Below are 20,874 nucleotides of genomic sequence, written 5' to 3'. Positions count from 1 at the left end.
CAACCCTAACAGGCGACCACTTCCAGGCCGATCGAATGCCGATGACCACGGCGGCGGTGTCGCTCGATCCGGCGCCAGGGCAGTGACGCTCGTGCTCAGCACACAAAATCGCTTCCGCGTGGCCGTCGAGGTGGACGCCGCGGCAGTGGCGATCACAGCGGCGGTGCTGGCCGGAACAGAACGCGATGTCGCGTCCGCGCGATCGCGACTCCAGCGTGCTGAACGAGCCGCGACGGCGAGCGAGGCAGACAACTCCACCGAATTGCCTCCGGGACAACCGATCCTGTGGATCAACACGTTCGGGGCGAACTCCGGCGAACCGATCGGAATTCTGAAAGGCCGGATCGTCGCGGAAGGCGTCCCGCTGGACATCCCGCTAAGCGACGGCCGCAGCCTCCTCCAACGCCACTACCTGGCAATGATCGAGGCACCGTGGGGCGGAGCGGTTGAACATTGGGTCCGCGAAGAGGATGTCATCGCGGTACGGAGCCATCTGCATTACCCGGATACACGGGCAGAGCAGAACAGCGGCACCACCATTGCAGACCTGATTCAGACCGCGTTCACGGACACCGGCCCCGTTCTCGGCGACGCCGACACCGACAGACCACCCCCGCAGGCAGGACCGAACCGCGATTTCGGACTCGACTTATGAACACCCAGGCGCTGCGAGGTACAGGCACGTACCCCACCTACGCCCCTGGGCGGTGGTGGCGGTGACTGAGCCGACCCGGATCCCGTTGACGGCGCTCCAAGCGATCGGCACCGAAGCCGGGGCCGCCGCCCGCTCACGGCGGCGGTCGGCACCGTTGTACAGGCCGGCCCGAACGAGGTGGCGACCCGGTGGCATTCCAGCGCGCGTCTCGGGCCGTGCGCCCGGCGTCGGGCCTACCAGGAAGGGGTGGGTGCATTGACGTGGAAAGATCATCACGCTCGGACCGAAATCCTGCATGTGGTACTCGCTCGCGCAACCGTCGATCCGACGAATTCACAGCTCTTGCACGACCTCCCGGATTGTGAGCGGCTCTTCGGCGGACCCGCCGGGGTACTGGCCGCGCTGCGGTACCGGTGGGACAACCATCTGCACGCCAAGCTCGATATGGCGCCGATGCAGGGCCAGTCGGCGGCCGATGCCTATCGGGAGCTGGCCGCCGAACAGCCCGTACTACGCGCGGTACTCGATGCCCATGACACGCACGGCCGGCGTGCGGCCGACGGCTGACGCAGCGGGGGCACTGGCCACCGGAATACGCGTACCTGCAGAGGGCCGCCTTGGCCGCACCGCAGTCGATCACCAGCGGGTTCAGCGATCACCACGTCACCTCGGACGGCGACACCGCCGCACTCCGAGCACTCCAACACCTGAAGACAGCGACAGAACGATGAGAAAAACCATGACGACGCACCGGGGAAGAGCCGTGAACTCCGCGTGCCATGACACCCGGAGAGACGGGCATGGATCGGTCCCGACAAGGGATTGCAGGTCCTCCTCATGACTGAACTCGGCCGTCTCAGAAGGCATTCGCCGGTGATTCGTTGTGCGAACAGTCAACGAGAACACCGCACTTTGTTCACGCAGCCCGTTGCGGGGTGGTGGCGATGAGTAAGCCGAATCGGATCCAGTTCCGGGTGCTCAAAGCGATCGGCACCGAGGCCGTCGCCGCGTTCACCGCCGCCCGTACTGCCCAGCGTGCAGCCCAGGAAGGACGGCAGCTCACGGCGAAGTGGCACGAGGATGTGCGGCGTCGCGGTGAACTGCGTGGGGCGCTCGAGAGCGCGGCGTGGGCCGGTGGCGTGCCGCCGGAATGGATCGAGCAAGCCCGGACCCGGGGCGAGTACGGCATGGCGTGGCGGCGCGACCTGCACTGGCGCGAGCCGGCACCGATCGACCGGGCCACTCTGGTGTCGGAGTTGGGAACCGATGCGCTCAGCGTGCTGGGGATGGCCGCGGTCGGCGCCGCCTACAGCGAGCAGGGCGCGCGCAGCGAGGTCGGCACAGCGCGGCTGTTCGACAGGAAATTCAGACTGCTGGGCGAGCGGGTGCGAGCCGTGTCGACCCTGTTGGCGGTGACCGCCGAGGAAGCCGCGCCCTGGCACAACGACCGGCTGCTCACCGCGGTGGCCGGCACCATCGGTCATGCCAGCTCTGACGAACTGTTGACCTGGTGGCGTTCCTATGCGGGCGCTGACCGCGGATCGTACGAAGGGCAGGCATACGCATTGGCGCATGCCGGCATCGCCGGCACCGTCACCGCACACACGCTGCCCGCGCCGGAGCAGATCGTCGCGCAGATGCGAGATCTTTTCACCACCGCCACCGGCCCAGACCGCCACCGTATCGGAGCCCCGAAGCAGATCGCGAACACGATCGCGGCCGCATTCCCCCACCGCACCAGCCCACCGTCCCCCGAATTGCACACCCCGCGCAGCCTTCTTCCGCCGGACGTCCAAGCGCACTTCACACCGGACCGGGACCTCGGACTGTGACCAGCATCGACGAACTCGCCCGACCGGAACCGACCCTGACCGTCATGGAACCTGGTAACTCCGTTGAGCCACAACACTATTCACGAGTCCCGGCGCCGGCGGAGGCAGACATCCCGCCGAGAATCTGCCGCGGGACCGTCCAGGCGGTCGGCAGGTTCGGATCCCGGATATACGCCGCTGGTCTGTCATGGGCTCGACACGGGCGCTGATCGGCCTGGCAGCGGCTGTACCGCTGCTGCTGGTGATCATGATGATGGCGATTCTCGGGTCGGACACCACCACCGGATGCACACCGGCACCCGCGGTAGGTGCGGCGGGCCTGGCGTCCCTGAATGCGAACCAGGCGCAGATCGCCCGCAACGGTGTGGTGATCGGGCGCCAGCGGGGAGAACCGGTGAACGTCATCCTCGCCCAGGAGGCCGCCGCAGAAGCCGAGTCAGGGTTCCGCAACCTGTCCAATCCGAATGTTCCTGCGTCGCAGGGATTTACCACCGACGGAGAGGGCGACAACCTCGACTCGGTCGGACCACACCAAATCCGAGCCGGCATATGGGCCGCCACGCTGGGAGGCATGGCCGGGCTGATGAACCCGGTCAACCAAATCAACTGGTTCTACACCGAAGCCAATAAAATCCCCAGCGCCGCCGCGATGGACCCCGCGAGCCTGGCCCAGGCAGTCGAGAACTCCGCATACCCCGAACGGTATGGCGGCACAGCGCTGCAGCTGGCCCGCCAGGTGTACGCGGCGTACGCCGCGGTCAGCGCCACCCCGGGCGATGCCACCGCGGACATCACGACCCAGCCGCAGGGATGCGGTCAGGGTGAGAACGGGCAACCCGTGCCGGCACCGGCCGGATCGTTCGGTGCCGCGGTCATTGCGGCGGCCTCGCAGTGGATCGGCAAAGCCGACTACGCCTGGGGCGGCGGCACCGTGGCAGGCCCCTCCCCCGGCGGACAATACGGAACCTTCGACTGCTCGGGCTTGACGATGTACGCGGTGTATCAGGCCAGCGGCGGTCGAATCCGGTTGGCCCACTACACCCAGAGCCAACAAGACGACCCGCACGCGGTCATCGTGCCCTACTCCGACCGCGAGCCCGGGGATCTGGTGTTCTTCACCGAACCGGGCGAGACCGATTCCCACCACGTCGGCATCTACGTCGGCCACGACAGCACCGGCCGAGACTTGATCGTGAATGCTCCGGACTACGGGCAGAAAGTGAAGATCGAACCGCTGACCGACTGGAAAGGCGAGCGCTGGGACTTCCGACGATTCGGCACCACACCACCACCGTCATCGGGAGGGGATTCCCGTGCCTGACCCGGCAAACACTCCATCGCAGAATTCACCGTGGCTTCCTGCCGGTCACAACAGTGATCGTCCACGGCCGCAGGTGCCGCAGGAGCGGTCCGCAGCCGATCCGGCCGTCGAATTGCTTCGCCGAGGCGTGGCCACGGTCGTGCTCGAGGACACCAGGCTGTATCACGGGTCGGCTACCCCCGGAATCAGGCAGTTGGATCGCGCCGAGGAGGACACCGTGGGCGCGGGTGTGTACCTTACCGACGGCCCCACGGCACGGGATTACGCACGGCACCGGGCCGGTGCCTCGGGCACGGCAGTGGTGTACGGGGTCGAGGTTACGCGAGCGCGGCTGGTGAACCTGACCGATCGGGACACGGTCACCGAGGTGATGACGGGGTTCCGCAGTGTGCTGATGTGGGAAATGGTGCATGCAATCGACGCCGACGCCCCCTGGTATCAGGTCGATGACCTGAGCCAGATGATCGAAAACATCGACAACGGCCACGGATCGCAAGTCGGCACAATCAGATTCGTCACATCTCGATCAAGGGAATTGTTCACCCAGTACCTGCAGGACCGAGGATTCGACGGCGTTGTCGCGGCCGAAGGCAGCGAGGGCGGTATCGGCGCGCATTACTCGTATGTGTTGTTCGACCCCGCGGCGCTGCGCATCATCTCGCAGGACACTATCGCCGTAACCGACGATCCGGACGCCTCGTGGCAATCCGACCAAGCGATCAGCCGACATAGAACAGAGCGCGGCGAGCAGACCGGCAAAACAGCAAGGGGGCCAGCGGCATTGCTCGACGCGGCATTTCCGCCCGATCGGAGTACCGAACGCGGCGAGCCGGACTCGCTGCATCGCGCGTTGCCGGATGCCGGTCCACACATAGTGTCCGAGAACGACACTGGATTGTGACACACCGCGGACGGTCGGCCACCCGCCCCGGACGGGAGGACTGATGAGCCGACAGCGGTGACGGTTCCGGTCACCGCGGTGTCCTGCGGCGATCTGGTATCGATCGGTCACCGTGGCACCGCAACCATTTTCATACCGCCCTCTCGGCAGGCCCCGTCCTCACAGATCGTCATCGGTCATTGCCCGACGTGACACGCGAATTCCCGAGAGAATTCCCGGCGCGGCGTTGAACAGCACTGCGAAATAAGCGCAACCGGTGAGCGCCGCAAATCCGCCTCGGAATCACCACTGACAGTGGGGCCACAAACAGTGGTGGTGAAACCCCTAGACGGACAGGCTCTTTCAGAGTTCTCATAGAAGGGCAAGTAATTCCATCTCATGAAAGGAAGGGTAATCATGCCCGATATTGGAGCCATTCTGAACACTGGATCCGCGGTAGCCAATAAGGTTCTCGGAATCGCCGATCTGTTGTCGCTCCTATTCGGTTGGATCTGACCGAAATTCGGTGAGGCCTCCTGTCCGGTCGCACGGCCAGGAGGCCCACGAGCTCGACACGGTTGACGCCGTGACGAGCCCACTTTCACCCATTGTTTTCACTCAGCGCAGAAGGTGACTCTGCACATGCTTTCCACGTTAGACGACCACGCGCGCGTGCGGTATGGCCAGATCGCGGACGACGGGGACGAACCCCGCCGGGACCGGCGGCGCGGATTCGACTCGCCACCGATCTATTTCACCTGGTGCCCCCGGTGCGCGCACCGCAGTTACAGCACCCGCCGCGATGCACGGCGCGTGCGCCGCCACCACCGGAGCCGCCACGGCTTGTCGGTATTCCGCTGTCCGTTCGACACGCGACGGTGGCATCTGGGGCATAGGCCCGAGAACCTGTCCCGCGGCGCCATCGACCGTCCAGGACTGGCCGAAAACAAAAGGGCCAGCGCCGACGCCAGTGCACGGCAGGTGTGCCGGACGGCAGGATCGCCGGGGCACCGGGACACAGTGTCGAGCAGTTCCTCAGCCGCACATCACGATTCGACCGCAGCTCGGCCGGGGCGACGGTCGTGAGCAGCGAGAACAAGGACGAGTGGGTGCTCGCGGCGCAGGGGGTGCGACAAGGTGCAGCGCAGCTGCGCGGCCTGCACACCTACGCCGACTATTACCGGTGGGCCGAAACCCACGGCTTGGCGACACGCAGCCTGTTCCGCAAATTCAAGGCCGAACTCCTTCGTCAGCTCGACATCGACTACGACGCGCTGCGCGTGCGTGCTACGGGCGAGCGGGCGGCCGCAGCGGCCGCAGCGGCGAGCGCGGGACCGCATATCGCGTTGTCGGCCGCGGGCTACGGCCAGGAGGATCGGTACGCGGTGTGCGGCCCGGACGGGGCTCCGGTGTGGCACGGGCATTTCCATATGGCCGATCGTGATCATCCGCGCGGTGACCAGCAGGCAGCGGACCTCGGCGCAGCCAAGAAAGCGGTCTGGCTGGCCGGCAAGACACGCGCCGCAGTCGATGCCGACGCCGCCATCCTGCACCTGACGGTGAGCCGCGAGGGCGTGGAACCCGCTGCGCTGCAACGCAGCTGCGCGGATGCCTTGGTCGTGCTGGACCTGAGCGTCGCCCAAGACAACGCGGCCGAGGACTGGAGCCGGCGGGTCGGCTTCCAGCAATGGGACCCCGACGACCTGGCCGCGCTGATCATCCCGGACGGACGGCCGCAATGAGCATCGCAGGCTCGGCGAGGAGATCAACGATGGCGGCGGTGATCTGTGTGCTGGCCACCGATGTGGCCGCGTGCGGGGTACACCACAACGCGCCCGGCCCGGCCTCGGCACGAGGCTGCGGCCCCGGGACCTTTCCTGTTCCCTATTCGCGGATCGACTCGTGCTCGGCGCCTTCGGTGTTGCTTGCGGCGGCGTCCGCGGTGTTCAGCGCGCGCCCGGCCGAGCAGGACCCCCACGACGCACTCGAGTCCGCGGCGGCACTCATCGAGCCTGGATACCTTCGGGCACTGGGCGATTCCGCGGTGACGCTGTGGCCGGTAACCGGCGCGCAGTGGGCGCAGTGGGCTACCGCGGATGTGAGCGTGCTGGGCCGGGCGCGGTTCGGCGCCGAAGATTCCCCGGCCGACACCGCGTCCTCGACCAGCCGCGTGCTGGTTGTCACCGAGCACCCGAGCACGGGGGCAGACCTCACACCGTTCCCGGTGCACATGCGGGTTGTTCGTGCCGGCCCCGGCGATCCGTGGCTGGTGGACATGATCGAGGTGCTGGCGTGAGCGCCCCCGAGGGCGAGGACCCGGGCCGGGAATTCCTGGTGTATCTGCACACCGCGGCCACGCAGGTCACCGCGAGCGCGATGCGTACCCGCGCGGATCGCGAACGCCGGGACCGGGACCGTCGGCAGATTTTCCGGGACCGGGTATCCGACCAGTCCCGCGCCCAGCGCGATGCCCGCTACGAGGCCGAGGCCGCCCGCCGCGCCGCCGAGCACGACGCGCGGATGAAGCTCCACCGGGCACGGCTGCGGGAATCGCGCGAGCGTCTGCGATCGGTGCAACAAGCCCGCACATTCGCCGCCAGCGCGGGCGCTACCCGGGAGTTTCAGCACACCTTCGACGAACTGGTTGGCGACTTCGCCGCCGCGGCGGCCACCCGCGACCTGAGCCCGGAACACCGCGAACGGGCCCGGCTGCTGGGCGAGCAGTTGCGCGAGAAGACCGGCCTGGACCCCGAGCAGGTGATCGCCGACGCCCAGCAGCGCGCTACGGAGGGCCCGGGCTGGATCGACTCGGGGCACGAGGTCACCGCCGAACTGGCCGACAGGCTGGTCGAAATGCACCTCGACGATGCCGCGGCAGGAGCACCGTTCCCGACCGGCACCGGCGAAGGCGCCGATGTCGCCGACCGCATCGACCAGGCCCGCGTAGGCCAACCCCCGCTCACGCCGGAGCCCGCCCCGGTCTCCGTACCTTCGGACCGAGTCGACAAGCCGAATCTCGCCGCGCAAGCCGAACCGACGTCCGCGTCCAAGACGCGTCCGGGCGCCCCCAAGACCGACTCGACAAGGACGATGGGCACCGGTCAACGCCGGAGCCTGGCGGAACTGCTTGTGGATACCGGCCTGTGGCGGAACCTGCTTCGGCCACAGGGCGAACCGACACAGCAGACCAAACCGAAATTCGTGCCCTCGGAGCGGGTCTTCGAGTTGACGCCCGCCGACCAGGTTACCGCGACGCCTGCGCCCGAAGGGCGTGCCGGGGACGCCGTTATCGGCTCGACGATGTCGACGGCCATCGGTGAAGGCGCCGATATCGCCGAGCACATCGACCAGGCCCGCGTGGGCGAACCTGCGCTCGCGCCCCAGGACGGACCGGTATTCGTGCGGTCCGAACGCGTCGACGAACCGATCCTGGCCGCCCAGCTCGAGGCCGCCTCGGACCTCACTCCCGGACGCGGGGCCGGGTTATGACCCGCGGCCGAGCCCAGCCCGCCACGTCAGCGGGCACGGGGCGTAAGTTGCCGTTCGGAGTACTTGTGATCGCTTGCGGTGCAACGTTCCTGGGGTTTCTGGACAGTGCGATCGTGACCTTGGCGTACTCCGCGATCGCCGCGCGGTTCCCGGGTGCGGGCTCGGGGTTGACCTGGATCGTGTCCGGATATGCGGCCGCGTTCGCGGCGCTGCTGGCCACCGCGGGCCGGTTGGCGGACACCCTGGGGCATCGGCGGGTGCTGATCACAGGAGTGAGCGGATTCGCGCTCGCCTCGGCGGCATGCGCGGTGGCCTCGGACACCGGGGTGCTGATCGGTGCCCGGATAGTGCAGGGCGCCGGCGCGGCGCTGCTGCTGCCGACGGCGTTGAGTGCGCTGCTGGCCCAGGTCGCTCCCGCGGCGGCAGGACGAGCGATCCGCGCATGGGCCGCGACCGGGGCGCTGGCAGCGGCCATCGGGCCCGCGGTCGGCGCCGTGTTGGTCCAGGTGTGGGGGTGGCGGTCCTTGTTCGTGATCAACCTGCCGATCTGCGCGGCTCTGCTGATCGGGATCATGGCGGCGATTCCGGCCAGCACACGCACACCGCACCGTCGCGGCGCCCCCGATGTGGCGGGCGTGCTGGGGCTGTGCGGCGGGATCGGCGCGGTGGTCGCGGCGATCACCGAGGGACACGACTGGGGCTACACGTCCCCGGTCACCGTGACAGTGTTCGCGGCGGGGGTGCTGGCCGCGGTGGGTGCGGTGTGGCGCAGCCGATCTCATCCCCGGCCCGCCCTCGAGGTGCGGCTGTGGCGATCGCGGGCGTATGCGGTGTCGAACGCGGTGAACGCGAGCTTGGGTTTCGCGATGTTCGCGGTTCTGCTGGCGTTGCCGCAGTTGCTGCAGCTGGTGTGGCGGATGAGCTTGCTGACCACAGCGGGCTGCATCGGTCTGGTGGGGGTGTCGGCGATGGCGTCCGCCGCGGGCTGCGGCCGCAGCGGCGCGGCACGCTGGTTGTGCACGGCGGGAATGGGATTGGTCGCCGGCGGGTGCGCAGTGTTCGCCACCAGCGCGGTGGGCCCAACACGGGAGTGGGCGCTGTGGTCGCTGCTGGCGGTTGTCCTGGGCGCCGGGGTGGGCGTCACGGTGACGGGGCTGTCGCTGGTCACTGCCGCGACCGTTCCCGCCACCAGTATCGGCGCCGGACTCGGTTTGGGGCTGACCGCGCGGCAGGCCGGCGGCGCGCTCGGGGTCGCGGTCCTGGCCGCGATGCTGTCCACCAGCACGCGCCAGCAGTTCCTGGCCTCACTGCACCATCTGTTCCTGGTCATCGCCGTCATCACCGCGGCCGGCGCCGCGGTGTCCGCGGCGATGGTGATTCCCGCACACCGACCTGGCCGCGACACAACCAGGACCGGGCCATGACCCGGATCCCACGCCCGATGCGCACCCCGACCGGATGGTCGGTGACCAGTGCGACGCCTGCACCGCTGTGGGCGTACCGGCTCACCACCGCCATCGGCGGCCTACGCGCCGCCTGTGGCCGCCTTCTGACTCGAATGTCCCTGTTCTGGAAGAGTTTTCGATGAACATCAGCAATACGACGGCCGCTACCGATCCCGCGCAGGCCATGCTCGGCGTCATTGCCAGCTGGGTGGCCGCGGACACGGACGTGCTGTGGCTTGTGCCCGATCGCAACGTGCTCCTCAAGCACCCCGACCACGTCCGCACGGTATTGACCGATCCCACCTTTACCAAGGAGACCGGCGCGAACGTTTACTTCCGCGAGCACATCGCGGACGGGATACTGACCGCGCCGCCGCCACGGCACGAGGCCGAGCGGTTGGTGCTCAAGGCGGCGATGCACGATCCGTGGCGGCTCGAACGCATCGCTACCGAGCATGTCGATGCCCTGGCGGCGCAGCTTCAACAGCATGCTCTGCGCGGTGAGCGGCCCGATCTGACCGCCGCGATGAGCCGGCTGACGCTCGGGGTGATCGCCGAGGCGCTGCTCGGGTGGCGCGAGATCGATGTCCTGGCAGCCCAGATACGTACGGCGATGACGGTCGTGGAAGCCAGCGGGGTGATGCTGCCCCCGCCCGACCAGCTGGCCCCGGTCCGGAACCGGGTGCTGCGTGTCCTCGGGGACATGATCGATCGGCAGCCACCGGCCGAACGGGGCCCGGCGCTGGCCGCTCTGATACACGCTGGCTACAGCGCGGAGGCGATCGCGGCTCAGACGCTGACGCTGTTGCTGGCCGGCCACGAGACTACGGCGAATTCGTTGTCGTGGACTTGGGTTGCGTTGATCCGCACACCGCAGGTGTATGCCCGGTGGCAACGGCGGATGCAGGCCTCCCCACGGCTGGCCCGGGCGATCACCGGCAACATCACTCGCGAAGGCCTGCGCCTGTTCCCGGCGAGCTGGGTGATCGGCCGCACAGCAACCGTCGACACCGAGATCGGCGGCGTCACGATCCCGGCCGGATGCACCGTCACGATCAGCCCCTATGTCACCCACCGCCATCGCGGGTTCTGGGGCCCGAATCCCGAAGCGTTCGATCCCGACCGGCACAACAGCACGACGAGTCACCGGTTCGCGTGGCTGCCGTTCGGCGCGGGCCCCCGCATGTGCCTGGGCCTGGGGTACGCGCTGGCGGAGATTGACATCGTGCTCTCACAGCTGGGACAGCGATTCATCTTCCATTCGAAGGACGCCGACACCGCGGTGCCGCGTTTGCGTTTCACCTTGGGTGCGCCGCCGTTGCCGGTCGAGATCGAACTGATCGGAGACCGCTGATGACACGGCGGATCCACGATGCGCGCCAGCCAGGGCGAGCGATGTACCGTTGCCACCCCACGAGCAGCCATGGCTCCGCAATCAGGTGTGGGGCGGTGCGGGCGTGATGGCGTCACGGCAGACCCGGCGCCGGGATAAGGGCGTGTTGTCCGAAGAAGTGTGGATGCTCCTGGCGCTACTGATCGTGCTCGGCGTGCTGCTGCTGGTCTGGGTCGCGTGGGCGATCGGCAGCCTGTGGGCGGGATTGCCGGTCAGCGTCAACCCGTTCGCGGCGCTGGTGCAGGTGGCCGGCCATCAACGGCGCTGGCCTTGGCAGTCCTGGATCACCGGCTTCGTACTGTTCGCGGTGACGGCCGTCGGCGCCGACTGGGGGTGGCGGCGATGGGTCCACCGGGCGCCGTTGGACTCCGCGGCGCGGACCATGCAAGCCACCAGCACCCTGACTGGTGTCACCGGCAAAGACATCACCGAACTGGCCGAGCGGCTACTCGCCGACGCACCCGCCGACGCCAAAGCCCGCCCCGGAGTTCAGCTGGGCCGCACCGTGATCGGCAACCGGCCGGTCTACCTGAGCTGGGAAATGCCCGCCACCATCATCAGCGGCACCCGCACCGGAAAAACAATGGCCTGGGCAATCCCCGCCGCCCTGGACGCCCCCGGCCCCATGCTGTCCACCAGCAACAAACCCGACCTGTATGTACACACCCGGTTGGGACGCGAGCGCCGCGGCCGGATATGGCTGTGCGACCTGCAGGGCATCACCGGGCGACGGCAACTGGGATTCTGGGTCGACTACCTGGCGCGGATCGACTCGATGGCCACCGCCCGCAAACTCGCCTCCTTCTTCGCCACCGCCTCCAAAGAGCCCGGCGCCCGCGTGGACGCCTACTTCGACGGCGCCGCCCAGGAGCTGCTGGCCCTCTACGTCCTGGCCGCGGCCCGGGTCGGCGGGGACCTGCTGCATGTGGCCGAGTGGCTGGGCCGTGACCAGGACCAAACCCCGCAACTGATCCTGAGCCGCAGCGGGGATTTCCGTGCGGCGCAACGCATCACAGAAATGCAGTCGGTGACCGCGCGGCAACGCGACGGAGTGTTCGACATGGCGCGGCGGTTCTTGAACGTACTGAGTGACCAGTCCTACGCGGTGGTGGCCACGCCTCCCGCACGCCGCCGGATCAGCGTCTACGGCGACGTGCATTCGGGGATCAGCATCGATATCGACCACGACAGCCCCACTCACAACCTGCCCAAATTCGATCCACTGGACTTCGTCACCTCGACCGACAGCCTGTACCCGCTGTCCATGGAAGGCGCCGACAGTGCCGCGCCGCTGATGACCGCGCTGGTCGGGCAGGTGTTGGAAGCCGCGCTGGCGGTCGCACGATCCCGCACCAGCGGCAGGCTCGCGGTCCCGCTGCTCGCGGTCCTGGACGAGGCCGCGAACTGCTGCAAACTGTCCGAATTGCCCAATTATTACACGTACGCCGGCGGGCACGGCGTGGTGTTGATGACGTTCCTGCAGGTCCTCGAACAGGGCCGCCAGATCTGGGGTGAGGACGGGCTGAACAAGATGGTCGCCCAGAGCGTAGAGGCCTACGGCGGCGGCATCGGCGACATCACCTACCTCAAAAGGTGGTCCGACCTCATCGGCCTACACGATGTGTCCGACCGGTCGGTCAGCGTCGGTCACGGTGGCAACGTCACCCGCAGCTGGCGGCCCGAACCCATCCTGGACCCCAGCGATCTGGGTGCAATGCCCAAGGACCGGGCACTGATCCGGTTCCCCGGCAACAAACCGATCCTGTGCAAAAAGGTGTGGTGGCAGGACACCGAGCACGCCGAGGTGATCGCTGAGTCACTGCTTTACAGCGGCGCCGCGGCCGCAACACCGAGCTGGGACGACCCGATCTGGACCCGCCCGGGCCTGCCGCCAGGGCTTCCCGAGCTGGGCGGGTGGGAGATATGAGCACCCCAGCCGAGCCACCACCGCCACCGGAATTCGGGCACTTCTCGCTATGGGTCGACCAGTGGCTGACCAAGGTGATCTCCCGGCGACTGCTGACCGGGAACAGGGAAGGCACGCACAGCTGGTGCGCGCAATGGTGGCGGCACACCGAAGTGTGTTTCCGCCTCGCAGCCTTGCATCAGGGGTGGGAAGAGGCCCGCGCCAAGGGCGGGTCGGCGATGAGCAGCTGGTGCGTCTACCACCTCGACCCCCACATGCGGATCCTGCTGGACGCGGCGAACGGGCCGATGTGGCGGTGCATCCCCGAACACCACGTCGGAGAACAGACACTGCCGACCGAACCGGTACCCGAGAGATGGTTCAACAGCCAGGACGACGAACCCCGCCCACCCGCCGACGCAGAAGTCGCCGTCGAGGTCTCGGACTCGTCGGAACAGGAGTAGCCGGGCCATGGATCAAGCACGGGAACACGCCATGCGGGACGCATTCGCGGAGATCATGCGGCTGCGCCAGGCGATGGCAGCAGCCGAACGAAACCCCGAAGAATTCGATCACCTCGCAGATCGGTACAACGCGATTTCCGAGCCGTGGGAAACCGGACCGGATGCGGCCGAATGGGAGTGGCTCAACGGTATCGCCAACGACTGGCTCGTGGCCCCCGAGGCGATGCGACGCCAAATGGATCGTGTCCGGCATGAGCTCAGAGCCGGACTGACCCCCTACAGCCCGTTGCAGGCCCACAGTATGCACCAAGCCGGATTCCTGATCGACGAGGTGTATCGGCAGCAATTGCAGTGGCGTGCAGAGCATCTCGCCGCCGCGGCCGAACACCCAGGCACCGACATATCGAACATGGAGTAACGAGGCGATGGATCCAGCACAGGAAAAAGCTATGCGCGACGCTTTCGCCGAGTGGTATCGCCTGCTCGGGGCACTACCCGACACGAACCACAACACGGACAACGACCCGCAAGTGCGAGAGCTCCTCGACCGCACCGATGAAATCTCGAGGCTGTGGGAGAGCAGCCCGGACGGACGTGCCTGGGAGTGGCTGGTCGACGTGACCCAGGACTGGGAATTTATGCCCGAACAGATGCGGCAGATCACCGACAACGTACGACACGATCTGCGGGTCGGCGAATCACCGTTCACCCCGGTCGAATATCGAAGCCTGGACCAGGCCGGCATGCTCGTCGATCCCGTGTATCGAGACAAAAAACGTTGGCGGACAGAACATCTCACGCTGGCAGCAGAACAGGCGCGGCTGGACGCGAGACTGCACACCGCCGGGACGAGCGCCGATCTGACAGCGGCCGTGGCGGCAGCGAAAGGCGCAGTCTGGGACGCGGTCTGGGGAGAACACACCGGTCAGTGGTCGCCCGAACGCCGGGCGTGGGAAATGGCCTATGCGATGGACGGCGCCAACCGGGACGAGGAACGCGAGATCTACCTGTCTGTCTACACAGACGAACGGCACCGCCTCGAGCACCCGGAGATGAACGAGGCCGCCGAAGTGGCCGTAGACATGGCTCAGCGCGGCGCGCGGATCGGCCGGTTACTGGCCACTGCCACCCCGGCAGCCGACCCGGCAACAACACCGCCGATGGAACAACCGCCCCCGGAAGCATCGGCAGCCACAGCGCTGGGCTACCAGCAACCAGACCCCGGAGCAGGCCATGAGCTCGGCTGAAAGGGAACCCGACCAGATCATCACCAGCCCAGCCGACATCGACCACAGCCGTTACCGGGTCCTGCTCGGCCCGATCCGGCATGTCACGCGGCCGATCCACGAGATCGGGGAAGTCCGCGTCGTGGGCGCTGACTCGCTGCGTGCGGCGCACTCGTGGCTGCAGAAGGAACTGGCGCAATACGTCGAACCCGTTCACCGCGAACGAGCCGACGGTGCGCGCGCGGCGATCGTCGAGGTGGACCGTGCTGCCGCGACAGCCACGCTGGTCTCCTCGCTGCACGGCCCCACCGCCGCCGTACTGGACCAGGTCACCGACCTGATGGCCGCGGCCTCCCCTGCGTCGTTGCCGGACTTCTCCCTGCCGTACCGTGCCCGCCTCTACAACAGCCAGGATCTGATCACCTACGAGTCCGCACCATTGCAGACCGAAGCCGCAGCGCGACTGTGGCTGCAGGACAAGGGCGAACGAGCGCACAGCGACGGGGTCCAAGCATCGATCACCCGCCTGGACCCGACCCTGGGGTGGCCTCGGCCGGTGTTCGAATTCGCCGCCCTCCGACCGGACTTCGGCGTGAAACTGCACGGTAGTCTGAGCGACCTCGACAACGCCGACGATGCGTTCCTGCCCAGGCTGCAGCCGGACGCACGACCAAGCCTGGCCACCGCCTACGAGAACACCGAACACGGGCTGCAGGCACAAACCTCGGCCAGTGATCTGTTCGGCGAGACGGTCTACCGAGACCGGCTCGCCTACCGCCGAGGTTCCGCCCACATCGCCGCCGGCCAGCCCGCGGGGACCGATTCGCATCCCGCGACGTTCGCGCTGCGGGACCTGTATCGGGTCCGCCGCGACAACCGAGCACACCCCACCTGGGACACCTCGATGATCACCGCCGCGCGCCGCGAGGCCGACCGGGTCATGACCCCACGGCGTGTGTTCCGGTTTCATGACCGCCGCGATGCCTCCCGCATCATCGAGGTGGTGTGGACCGGCAGCGCAGTGCCTGTGCATCGTCGAGGCTGGTTCGCCACCGAACACCGGCAGACACCAGAAGGTACGACGTTCGTCGCGATTCTCGGGCGACGCTCGACCGGGCTCGAGATTCTCGACATGCTGACCGACCGGATGGCCGCATTCGGTACCACCACGCCCATGCTGCGCCCCGCGGTCGACATTCCCCGTGAGCACGATCACGAGATCTTCGAGTTGGACTCCCTGTACGACCGTCTCGCATCTCAGGTTGATGAGCTCACCCGCCAATCCGACACGCTCCGCCGACCATTCGCCGTGCACAGGACCGGCCCAGCGAACCCGATCGACTCGCGGGAGGGCCGGGACTACCCGCCGGACCGCGTGTTCGACTTCTGGCGCGACGGCCTGTTCCCCGGATCACGCACAGGGGCAATCACCTACAACCCGTTCGTGCAGCACAACGATCGCCACGAGCAAGGCCTGACGCATGCACCCGATCGGACAGCGGACTATTCGACGAAGCGGGCAGCGAACACAGATCCAGGGCCGCACACCGAGCCCGGTGGGCGGATCGCCGAACTGATCGAGATGACTCACACCCAGCAGCCACCCGGACACCAGAGCACACCGACACCGGACACGAGCCCGCCAGCGATGCCTGCCAGCCTCGACCGCGAGCGGAACCACACTGCCGACCACGAGCTCGGCTGAGCCGACCCGCCATGGTTGCCGCGTTCGCCGCCTACACCAGGCTCGCATTTGTGATGCCGTGTGCCGCATCGCATTCGGCTCGGTCGAGCGCACGGGTGACGAGCCCGTCTGGCTGCGCTCAACGCATCACCCACCCACCTCCCGGGGAAGAATCCAATGCCCAGCCATACAGAGCGTTCACGCAGGATCGCTACGCACTCCCATGGTGTAAGCCGCCCATCGACACGGTCGGCTACCAGTTCACCGGTCGGGGCACCGCCCGCGGAGCGAGCCGGGCGCGGTAGTGCGTATCGGACACTCACCCCGAGCCCGCACCGCTCGCACCCGACGCCCACCGCGCGCGTCGGTACCCGGCCTCGCCGGGTCACCCGCTTCGAGCCCCCAGAGGTAATCCATGTCTAATCCCCTGTCCAACAACACCTCATCGGACCCCGTCGCGGCCGCGCGGGCCATGATCGGCGCCCAGCTGGACCACTACCACCGGATGACCAGCTTGCACCACGCCCTCATCACCGTGCTCAACGAAGCAGACGAAGACCGCCTCGCGCGAGGCGAATTCCTACGCGCCACCGCCAGGGACATCGCCACGTCCGCCCGCACCACCGGGCTGGACGAGGCCGCCCGAGTCGCCGTGAACGAGGCACTGTCTTTCTATCCTCGCGCGTACCGCGACGAGTGGCTCGCCCAAGACCGCCGCGGCCTGCGCAGCGAGTGGGAAGCCCTGTCCGCTGCGACCGCACAGATCGTCACTGCCCCGGACGCATTTGCCCCGGGAATCGATGGTCAGTCCGTGACGGCGACGGCCCGGGCGTTGCAGAAACGGCTGTTCGAGCTGTACGACATCGAAAACGCTCCCGACGTGGTACATACCGAAGACGGTCCGGAATATGTCCTACTCGATTCCGAGCCGGACCCGCAGCTGACCGCGTCGATCGCGAAGGTGGAGAAGCAACTCGACGACTACCTGCGGACCCACCGCGACGAGCCGGAACTAGCGGAGGAATTTGCCTCCTACTACGCCGGGCAGGACCGCCACCTGGCTCGGTTGCTGAGCACCCCGCCGGATCTGCGCGAACACATCGTGTCCATCGGCAAAGACGATGCGAACGCCCTCTCCCCCAGGTGGCAGACCAGCCCACAACTCAAAACCCCAGACCTGCCCTCGGCCTACATCTGGGCCATACAGACCATGGTTCGATACGCCACACCGGACCAGCGGGTATGGCTGGACATCAGCCGAGAGATCGCCGAACCCGGTGGCACGGTGACCGTCGAGTCGGTCCACCACCTCAATCGAACCGCCGGTGAGGTCGTCCGCCAGATCGGCACGTTGAGCGAACGCCGCACCGAGAGCGAGCACGGCGAAATAGAGGCAGTGCAAGTCAACCGACTGCGGCTTCGGGCCCGTGACCCCCAGACGCATCCGGACCGGGAGGTGTGGGTGGGATGGGATCGACTCACCGACAGCTTCTTCGCGCAGGTCTTCGACGGTGTGGACGCCGACGGCGAGGATGTGGTGACCCTCGACGTCGGCGCTAACGCTCGCAGCGAAATCACCGACCCTCGGCAGGTCATCGCCATGATTCGACCGTACGCCCCGATTCCACCGGACCTGGAGGCGAGGCTGACCGGCCAGCGGGCCCCGGAGATGCCGGAGATCGGTGAGGAGTTCGTGCCGACACACATCGAATACCAGCAGGCCCAGGACGGTACGACTGTGTGGGACGGCCACGTGCACGGAATACGAATCGTGCGGCTGTTGGACGCGGTAACGCGGAGTGAACACCCGCCCTCGGCGTCATCGGGGCCGAGCGATAGCCCGGACCCCGATCAACCGGACAGCACGGTCGGCATACACGAGCCACCTAGCGCACTGGGCCATGAGCTCGGGTGAGCGGGCACCGGTCGACTACAGATCCGCCGGGCCGGGCGTAGCGATGGACCGACAGGACTCAATCCGACGCCATCGGCCACTGAGACGCTCGGCGTGGAGCCGCGCTGCAGTGATGGGGATGAACGCGACCGACGGCACCACATCCGGCGCCGGGAATCCTGGCAGCCAGTCCGGAGCCGGACGTGAGCACTGACCCGACGACAGATCCCAGCACCGTGTACGAGGATCCACGGGCGATCGACCGCACTCGCTACCGGGTGGTGATCGGCGAGGTCGGCGCGTTCGACCGTGCCGTACGCGAGTACGGCGCATTGCATGTAGCGGGGACGGACTCACTGCAAAGCGCCTACGCCTGGATTGCCGGACGGCTCGCGGGGTACACCGCCGACCGAGAAGGGAATCGGTCCGCATGGGGTGCACGAGCGGCCGTGCTCGAGGTAGACCAGGACCGGGGAACCGTCACCCTGCTGCACTCGCTGCACGATTACCCCGCCCAACTGCATACCCACGTGACACAGCTGATATCGGGCCAGACTCCCGGCCAGACCACAATCGTCGCGGACCTCGCGCACCCATACCGGGCCCGCTTCTTCAACGCCGAAGACCGATTCACTGTGGAATCGCCACCGTTCACCAGTGAAGCCGCCGCGCGAATGTGGCTCTCGGACAAAGCCGTAACGCACCTGTCCGACGGTGTGGAAGCAGCGATCACTCGCCTCGACCCGACCAACGGATGGCCGCGACCAATACTGGAACTGGGTCGAGAGCCCGGCGGATCGGTATTCGGCGCCGCGCTCAGCAGTCACCTGACCGACCTCACCGACGCCGAAGCCGCAGCGTTCAGCTCCTTCGCCCAGCACGATGATCTACTCAGCCCTTTGATCAACGCCTACCACGACGCCGACAACGCCGTCCAGCACCAACACTCAGCCCACGACCGGTTCCTGGCAACGGTCTACCGAGACAGGGTCCTGCATCTACTCCACAGCGCCGCCGACGAGCGCACCACCAGATTCGGACACGACCATGCCACCGAGTTCCCGCTCCTGGACTCCTACCGGGTACTCGATCCCCTCGGTGACCGACCGAACTGGATCGACGCACTGGTGCACCAGATGGAAGACGAGCGAACCGACGGCTTGCGGTCCGGCGAGCAGTTCGTGTTCCGCGACCAGGACGACCGGTCGCGCTTCATCGAGGTGACCTGGCGCCCCGAGCACGCGGGAAGTGACCGGCCAGGCTGGTACGCCAGCGAATCGGCCGATACCCCGGACGGGCCACACTTCGTGGCCATGCTGGGGCGCCGCGAGACGGCCTTGCAAATACTCAATATGCTCGAGGGCCGGATGATTGGGTTCACCAGCACGCAACCCGTGCAGCGGCCAGCGGTCAACGTGCCGCAAGACCAATGGCAGGCCATCCTGGGTGCCAGCCTGCGACAGCGACGTTTCACCGGGCGGGCCGAGGCAATCGCACAGCAAGCCGATGCCCTCCGGCAGCCCCTGGGCACCATCCCGCAGCTGGACCACCCCGGTGACCTGGGACCGAGTAGTGATGCCGCACCGCCTTTTGACTTGTGGCGCGACGGGTTGTTCCCAGGCATGCGCGTCGACGGCGTGGCCTACAACCCCGCCGTCTGGGAACACGACGGTGACCGAACCCTCACCCGCCGCACAATCACCCCACACGCTCACCGCAGCGACGCCATGGATACCGGCCACCGCATCGCCGGGCTACTCGACGTGGCGATCCGACATCGTGACCACGGCCCGGACACAACAACCGCGCCGACGGCCGACCAGGTCGCCGAGCACACGGCCGATGTGGATCAGCCGCACCCGGAGGTCGACTATGAACCCGACAGATGAGTTAACCGCGCGCGGCGGACAGCAAGCACGACATCGACCAGCCCGTGGGCGGCGTCGGGAAGATAAATGCGCTCAGGGAACAACTGGAGAAGGCGAAGCGGAGGATCGACGAACTCCAATCCCAGATCGACAATGCCGAAGCGGGCCAACAGTAGTCCGCACAAACCTGATTGACGCCCGAGAGCGGGGTCGCTGCCAGACGCGTAATCGCCGAAAAAGCAACGGATACGCGTAATCCGTAATACCCCAACTTCACGGCCGTGACCGGCACGGAAAGTGTTAGCCGATCGCAACGAAGCGAGGCCGGGCGTCCACACGTGCGTCCGTCCAGCCCCTGTCATGATTCGAGCGGCCTGATGCCCTATCCGAAGGAGACGACCGTGCGACTCGCCCGTATCCTGGCTCTGCCCGCCGGTGCGCTGCTGCTCGGTTCCGGCCTCACGCTCGCCACCGGGGCCTCGGCCCGCGCGGAGGGCGTCGGACTCGACGTCGCCGCCTTCAGCTGTCCCCAGCCCAACGGCCTCTTCCCGGACCCAGAGGACACGACGAAGTATATTCAGTGCTCAAACAACATCGCGACCGTTCAGTCGTGTCCGCCCGGCCTGGATTGGAACCCGAAGGGCCAGTACTGCGACTGGCCGTCCAACGCGGGCGCTGTGGCCGACGAATACCAGTCTCCGCTGCCTGCTGAGGTCGATTAGTACTGCAACGTCACTCGCGTGAATTGGTGCTGGTAGACCTGTCGGGTGATGTTGGATCGGCTGGTGGGCGAACTGGATTCGTTGATGGCGCGGAT

At 67.2% G+C, this 20,874-nt stretch carries 18 protein-coding genes; all 18 read left to right on the top strand.

Annotation, left to right across the window (positions count from 1 at the left end; genetic code table 11):
* Window positions 1-82 precede the first annotated feature (82 nt).
* The 18 genes from ABH933_RS37490 (at window position 83) to ABH933_RS37405 (ending at window position 20,779) form a co-directional block, all read left to right on the top strand.
* Window positions 83-655, top strand: a complete 573-nt coding sequence (locus ABH933_RS37490; RefSeq protein WP_429424867.1) for a hypothetical protein — start codon at window positions 83-85, stop codon at window positions 653-655.
* A 255-nt stretch (window positions 656-910) separates the two neighbouring features.
* Window positions 911-1,222 carry a hypothetical protein gene (locus ABH933_RS37485; protein WP_429424865.1) on the top strand — a complete coding sequence of 104 codons (312 nt, stop codon included), beginning with the start codon at window positions 911-913 and terminating at the stop codon, window positions 1,220-1,222.
* A gap of 377 nt (window positions 1,223-1,599) precedes the next feature.
* A complete protein-coding gene (locus tag ABH933_RS37480; RefSeq protein ID WP_429424863.1) occupies window positions 1,600-2,487 on the top strand; it encodes a hypothetical protein in 888 nt (295 codons plus the stop codon).
* 187 nt (window positions 2,488-2,674) lie between these two features.
* A complete protein-coding gene (locus ABH933_RS37475; RefSeq protein ID WP_429424861.1) occupies window positions 2,675-3,808 on the top strand; it encodes a C40 family peptidase in 1,134 nt (377 codons plus the stop codon).
* Between the two features lie 73 nt (window positions 3,809-3,881).
* Window positions 3,882-4,709: a hypothetical protein gene (locus tag ABH933_RS37470; protein WP_429424859.1), complete on the top strand. Its 828-nt coding sequence runs from the start codon at window positions 3,882-3,884 to the stop codon at window positions 4,707-4,709.
* Window positions 4,710-5,770: 1,061 nt separating this feature from the next.
* Window positions 5,771-6,430 carry a hypothetical protein gene (locus tag ABH933_RS37465; RefSeq protein ID WP_429424857.1) on the top strand — a complete coding sequence of 220 codons (660 nt, stop codon included), beginning with the start codon at window positions 5,771-5,773 and terminating at the stop codon, window positions 6,428-6,430.
* A gap of 29 nt (window positions 6,431-6,459) precedes the next feature.
* Window positions 6,460-6,984 carry a hypothetical protein gene (locus ABH933_RS37460; RefSeq protein WP_429424855.1) on the top strand — a complete coding sequence of 175 codons (525 nt, stop codon included), beginning with the start codon at window positions 6,460-6,462 and terminating at the stop codon, window positions 6,982-6,984.
* Window positions 6,981-8,177 (top strand): hypothetical protein, encoded by a 1,197-nt coding sequence (locus ABH933_RS37455; protein ID WP_429424853.1) that lies wholly within the window; start codon window positions 6,981-6,983, stop codon window positions 8,175-8,177. Before ABH933_RS37460 ends, ABH933_RS37455 begins: the two co-directional genes overlap by 4 nt.
* Window positions 8,174-9,601 carry an MFS transporter gene (locus ABH933_RS37450; RefSeq protein WP_429424852.1) on the top strand — a complete coding sequence of 476 codons (1,428 nt, stop codon included), beginning with the start codon at window positions 8,174-8,176 and terminating at the stop codon, window positions 9,599-9,601. Before ABH933_RS37455 ends, ABH933_RS37450 begins: the two co-directional genes overlap by 4 nt.
* A 160-nt stretch (window positions 9,602-9,761) precedes the next feature.
* On the top strand, window positions 9,762-10,976 hold the full coding sequence (locus tag ABH933_RS37445; protein ID WP_429424850.1) for a cytochrome P450: 1,215 nt from the start codon (window positions 9,762-9,764) through the stop codon (window positions 10,974-10,976).
* A gap of 142 nt (window positions 10,977-11,118) precedes the next feature.
* A complete protein-coding gene (locus tag ABH933_RS37440; protein WP_429424848.1) occupies window positions 11,119-12,942 on the top strand; it encodes a type IV secretory system conjugative DNA transfer family protein in 1,824 nt (607 codons plus the stop codon).
* The gene (locus ABH933_RS37435; RefSeq protein ID WP_429424846.1) at window positions 12,939-13,385 is read left to right on the top strand and encodes a DUF4913 domain-containing protein; all 447 of its coding nucleotides are present in this window, start codon (window positions 12,939-12,941) and stop codon (window positions 13,383-13,385) included. Before ABH933_RS37440 ends, ABH933_RS37435 begins: the two co-directional genes overlap by 4 nt.
* 7 nt (window positions 13,386-13,392) lie before the next feature.
* The gene (locus tag ABH933_RS37430; protein WP_429424845.1) at window positions 13,393-13,803 is read left to right on the top strand and encodes a hypothetical protein; all 411 of its coding nucleotides are present in this window, start codon (window positions 13,393-13,395) and stop codon (window positions 13,801-13,803) included.
* A 199-nt stretch (window positions 13,804-14,002) separates the two neighbouring features.
* Complete coding sequence (locus ABH933_RS37425) at window positions 14,003-14,632, top strand: hypothetical protein (RefSeq protein WP_429424843.1); 630 nt, start codon at window positions 14,003-14,005, stop codon at window positions 14,630-14,632.
* A complete protein-coding gene (locus tag ABH933_RS37420; RefSeq protein WP_429424841.1) occupies window positions 14,619-16,316 on the top strand; it encodes a hypothetical protein in 1,698 nt (565 codons plus the stop codon). The genes ABH933_RS37425 and ABH933_RS37420 overlap by 14 nt, the downstream gene beginning before the upstream one ends.
* 394 nt (window positions 16,317-16,710) lie before the next feature.
* Complete coding sequence (locus tag ABH933_RS37415; protein ID WP_429424839.1) at window positions 16,711-18,210, top strand: hypothetical protein; 1,500 nt, start codon at window positions 16,711-16,713, stop codon at window positions 18,208-18,210.
* 182 nt (window positions 18,211-18,392) lie between these two features.
* Window positions 18,393-20,078 carry a hypothetical protein gene (locus ABH933_RS37410; RefSeq protein ID WP_429424837.1) on the top strand — a complete coding sequence of 562 codons (1,686 nt, stop codon included), beginning with the start codon at window positions 18,393-18,395 and terminating at the stop codon, window positions 20,076-20,078.
* Between the two features lie 380 nt (window positions 20,079-20,458).
* Window positions 20,459-20,779, top strand: coding sequence for a chitin binding peritrophin-A domain-containing protein (locus tag ABH933_RS37405; protein ID WP_429424835.1), 321 nt, complete (start codon window positions 20,459-20,461; stop codon window positions 20,777-20,779).
* Window positions 20,780-20,874: the final 95 nt, after the last annotated feature.

The sequence above is a fragment of the Nocardia sp. GP40 genome (assembly GCF_050434125.1).
GTDB classification, from domain to species: domain Bacteria; phylum Actinomycetota; class Actinomycetes; order Mycobacteriales; family Mycobacteriaceae; genus Nocardia; species Nocardia albiluteola.
Note: the sequence above shows the minus strand (reverse complement) of the source record. Positions and strands in the feature narration are given on the sequence as shown.

What these genes read in the sequence shown, in the direction of transcription:
- ABH933_RS37435 (WP_429424846.1), top strand. Translation starts at nt 12,939, where the DNA reads ATGAGCACCCCAGCCGAGCCACCACCGCCACCGGAATTCGGGCACTTC.
- ABH933_RS37450 (WP_429424852.1), top strand. Translation starts at nt 8,174, where the DNA reads ATGACCCGCGGCCGAGCCCAGCCCGCCACGTCAGCGGGCACGGGGCGT.
- ABH933_RS37445 (WP_429424850.1), top strand. Translation starts at nt 9,762, where the DNA reads ATGAACATCAGCAATACGACGGCCGCTACCGATCCCGCGCAGGCCATG.
- ABH933_RS37460 (WP_429424855.1), top strand. Translation starts at nt 6,460, where the DNA reads ATGGCGGCGGTGATCTGTGTGCTGGCCACCGATGTGGCCGCGTGCGGG.
- ABH933_RS37415 (WP_429424839.1), top strand. Translation starts at nt 16,711, where the DNA reads ATGTCTAATCCCCTGTCCAACAACACCTCATCGGACCCCGTCGCGGCC.
- ABH933_RS37420 (WP_429424841.1), top strand. Translation starts at nt 14,619, where the DNA reads ATGAGCTCGGCTGAAAGGGAACCCGACCAGATCATCACCAGCCCAGCC.
- ABH933_RS37480 (WP_429424863.1), top strand. Translation starts at nt 1,600, where the DNA reads ATGAGTAAGCCGAATCGGATCCAGTTCCGGGTGCTCAAAGCGATCGGC.
- ABH933_RS37430 (WP_429424845.1), top strand. Translation starts at nt 13,393, where the DNA reads ATGGATCAAGCACGGGAACACGCCATGCGGGACGCATTCGCGGAGATC.
- ABH933_RS37475 (WP_429424861.1), top strand. Translation starts at nt 2,675, where the DNA reads ATGGGCTCGACACGGGCGCTGATCGGCCTGGCAGCGGCTGTACCGCTG.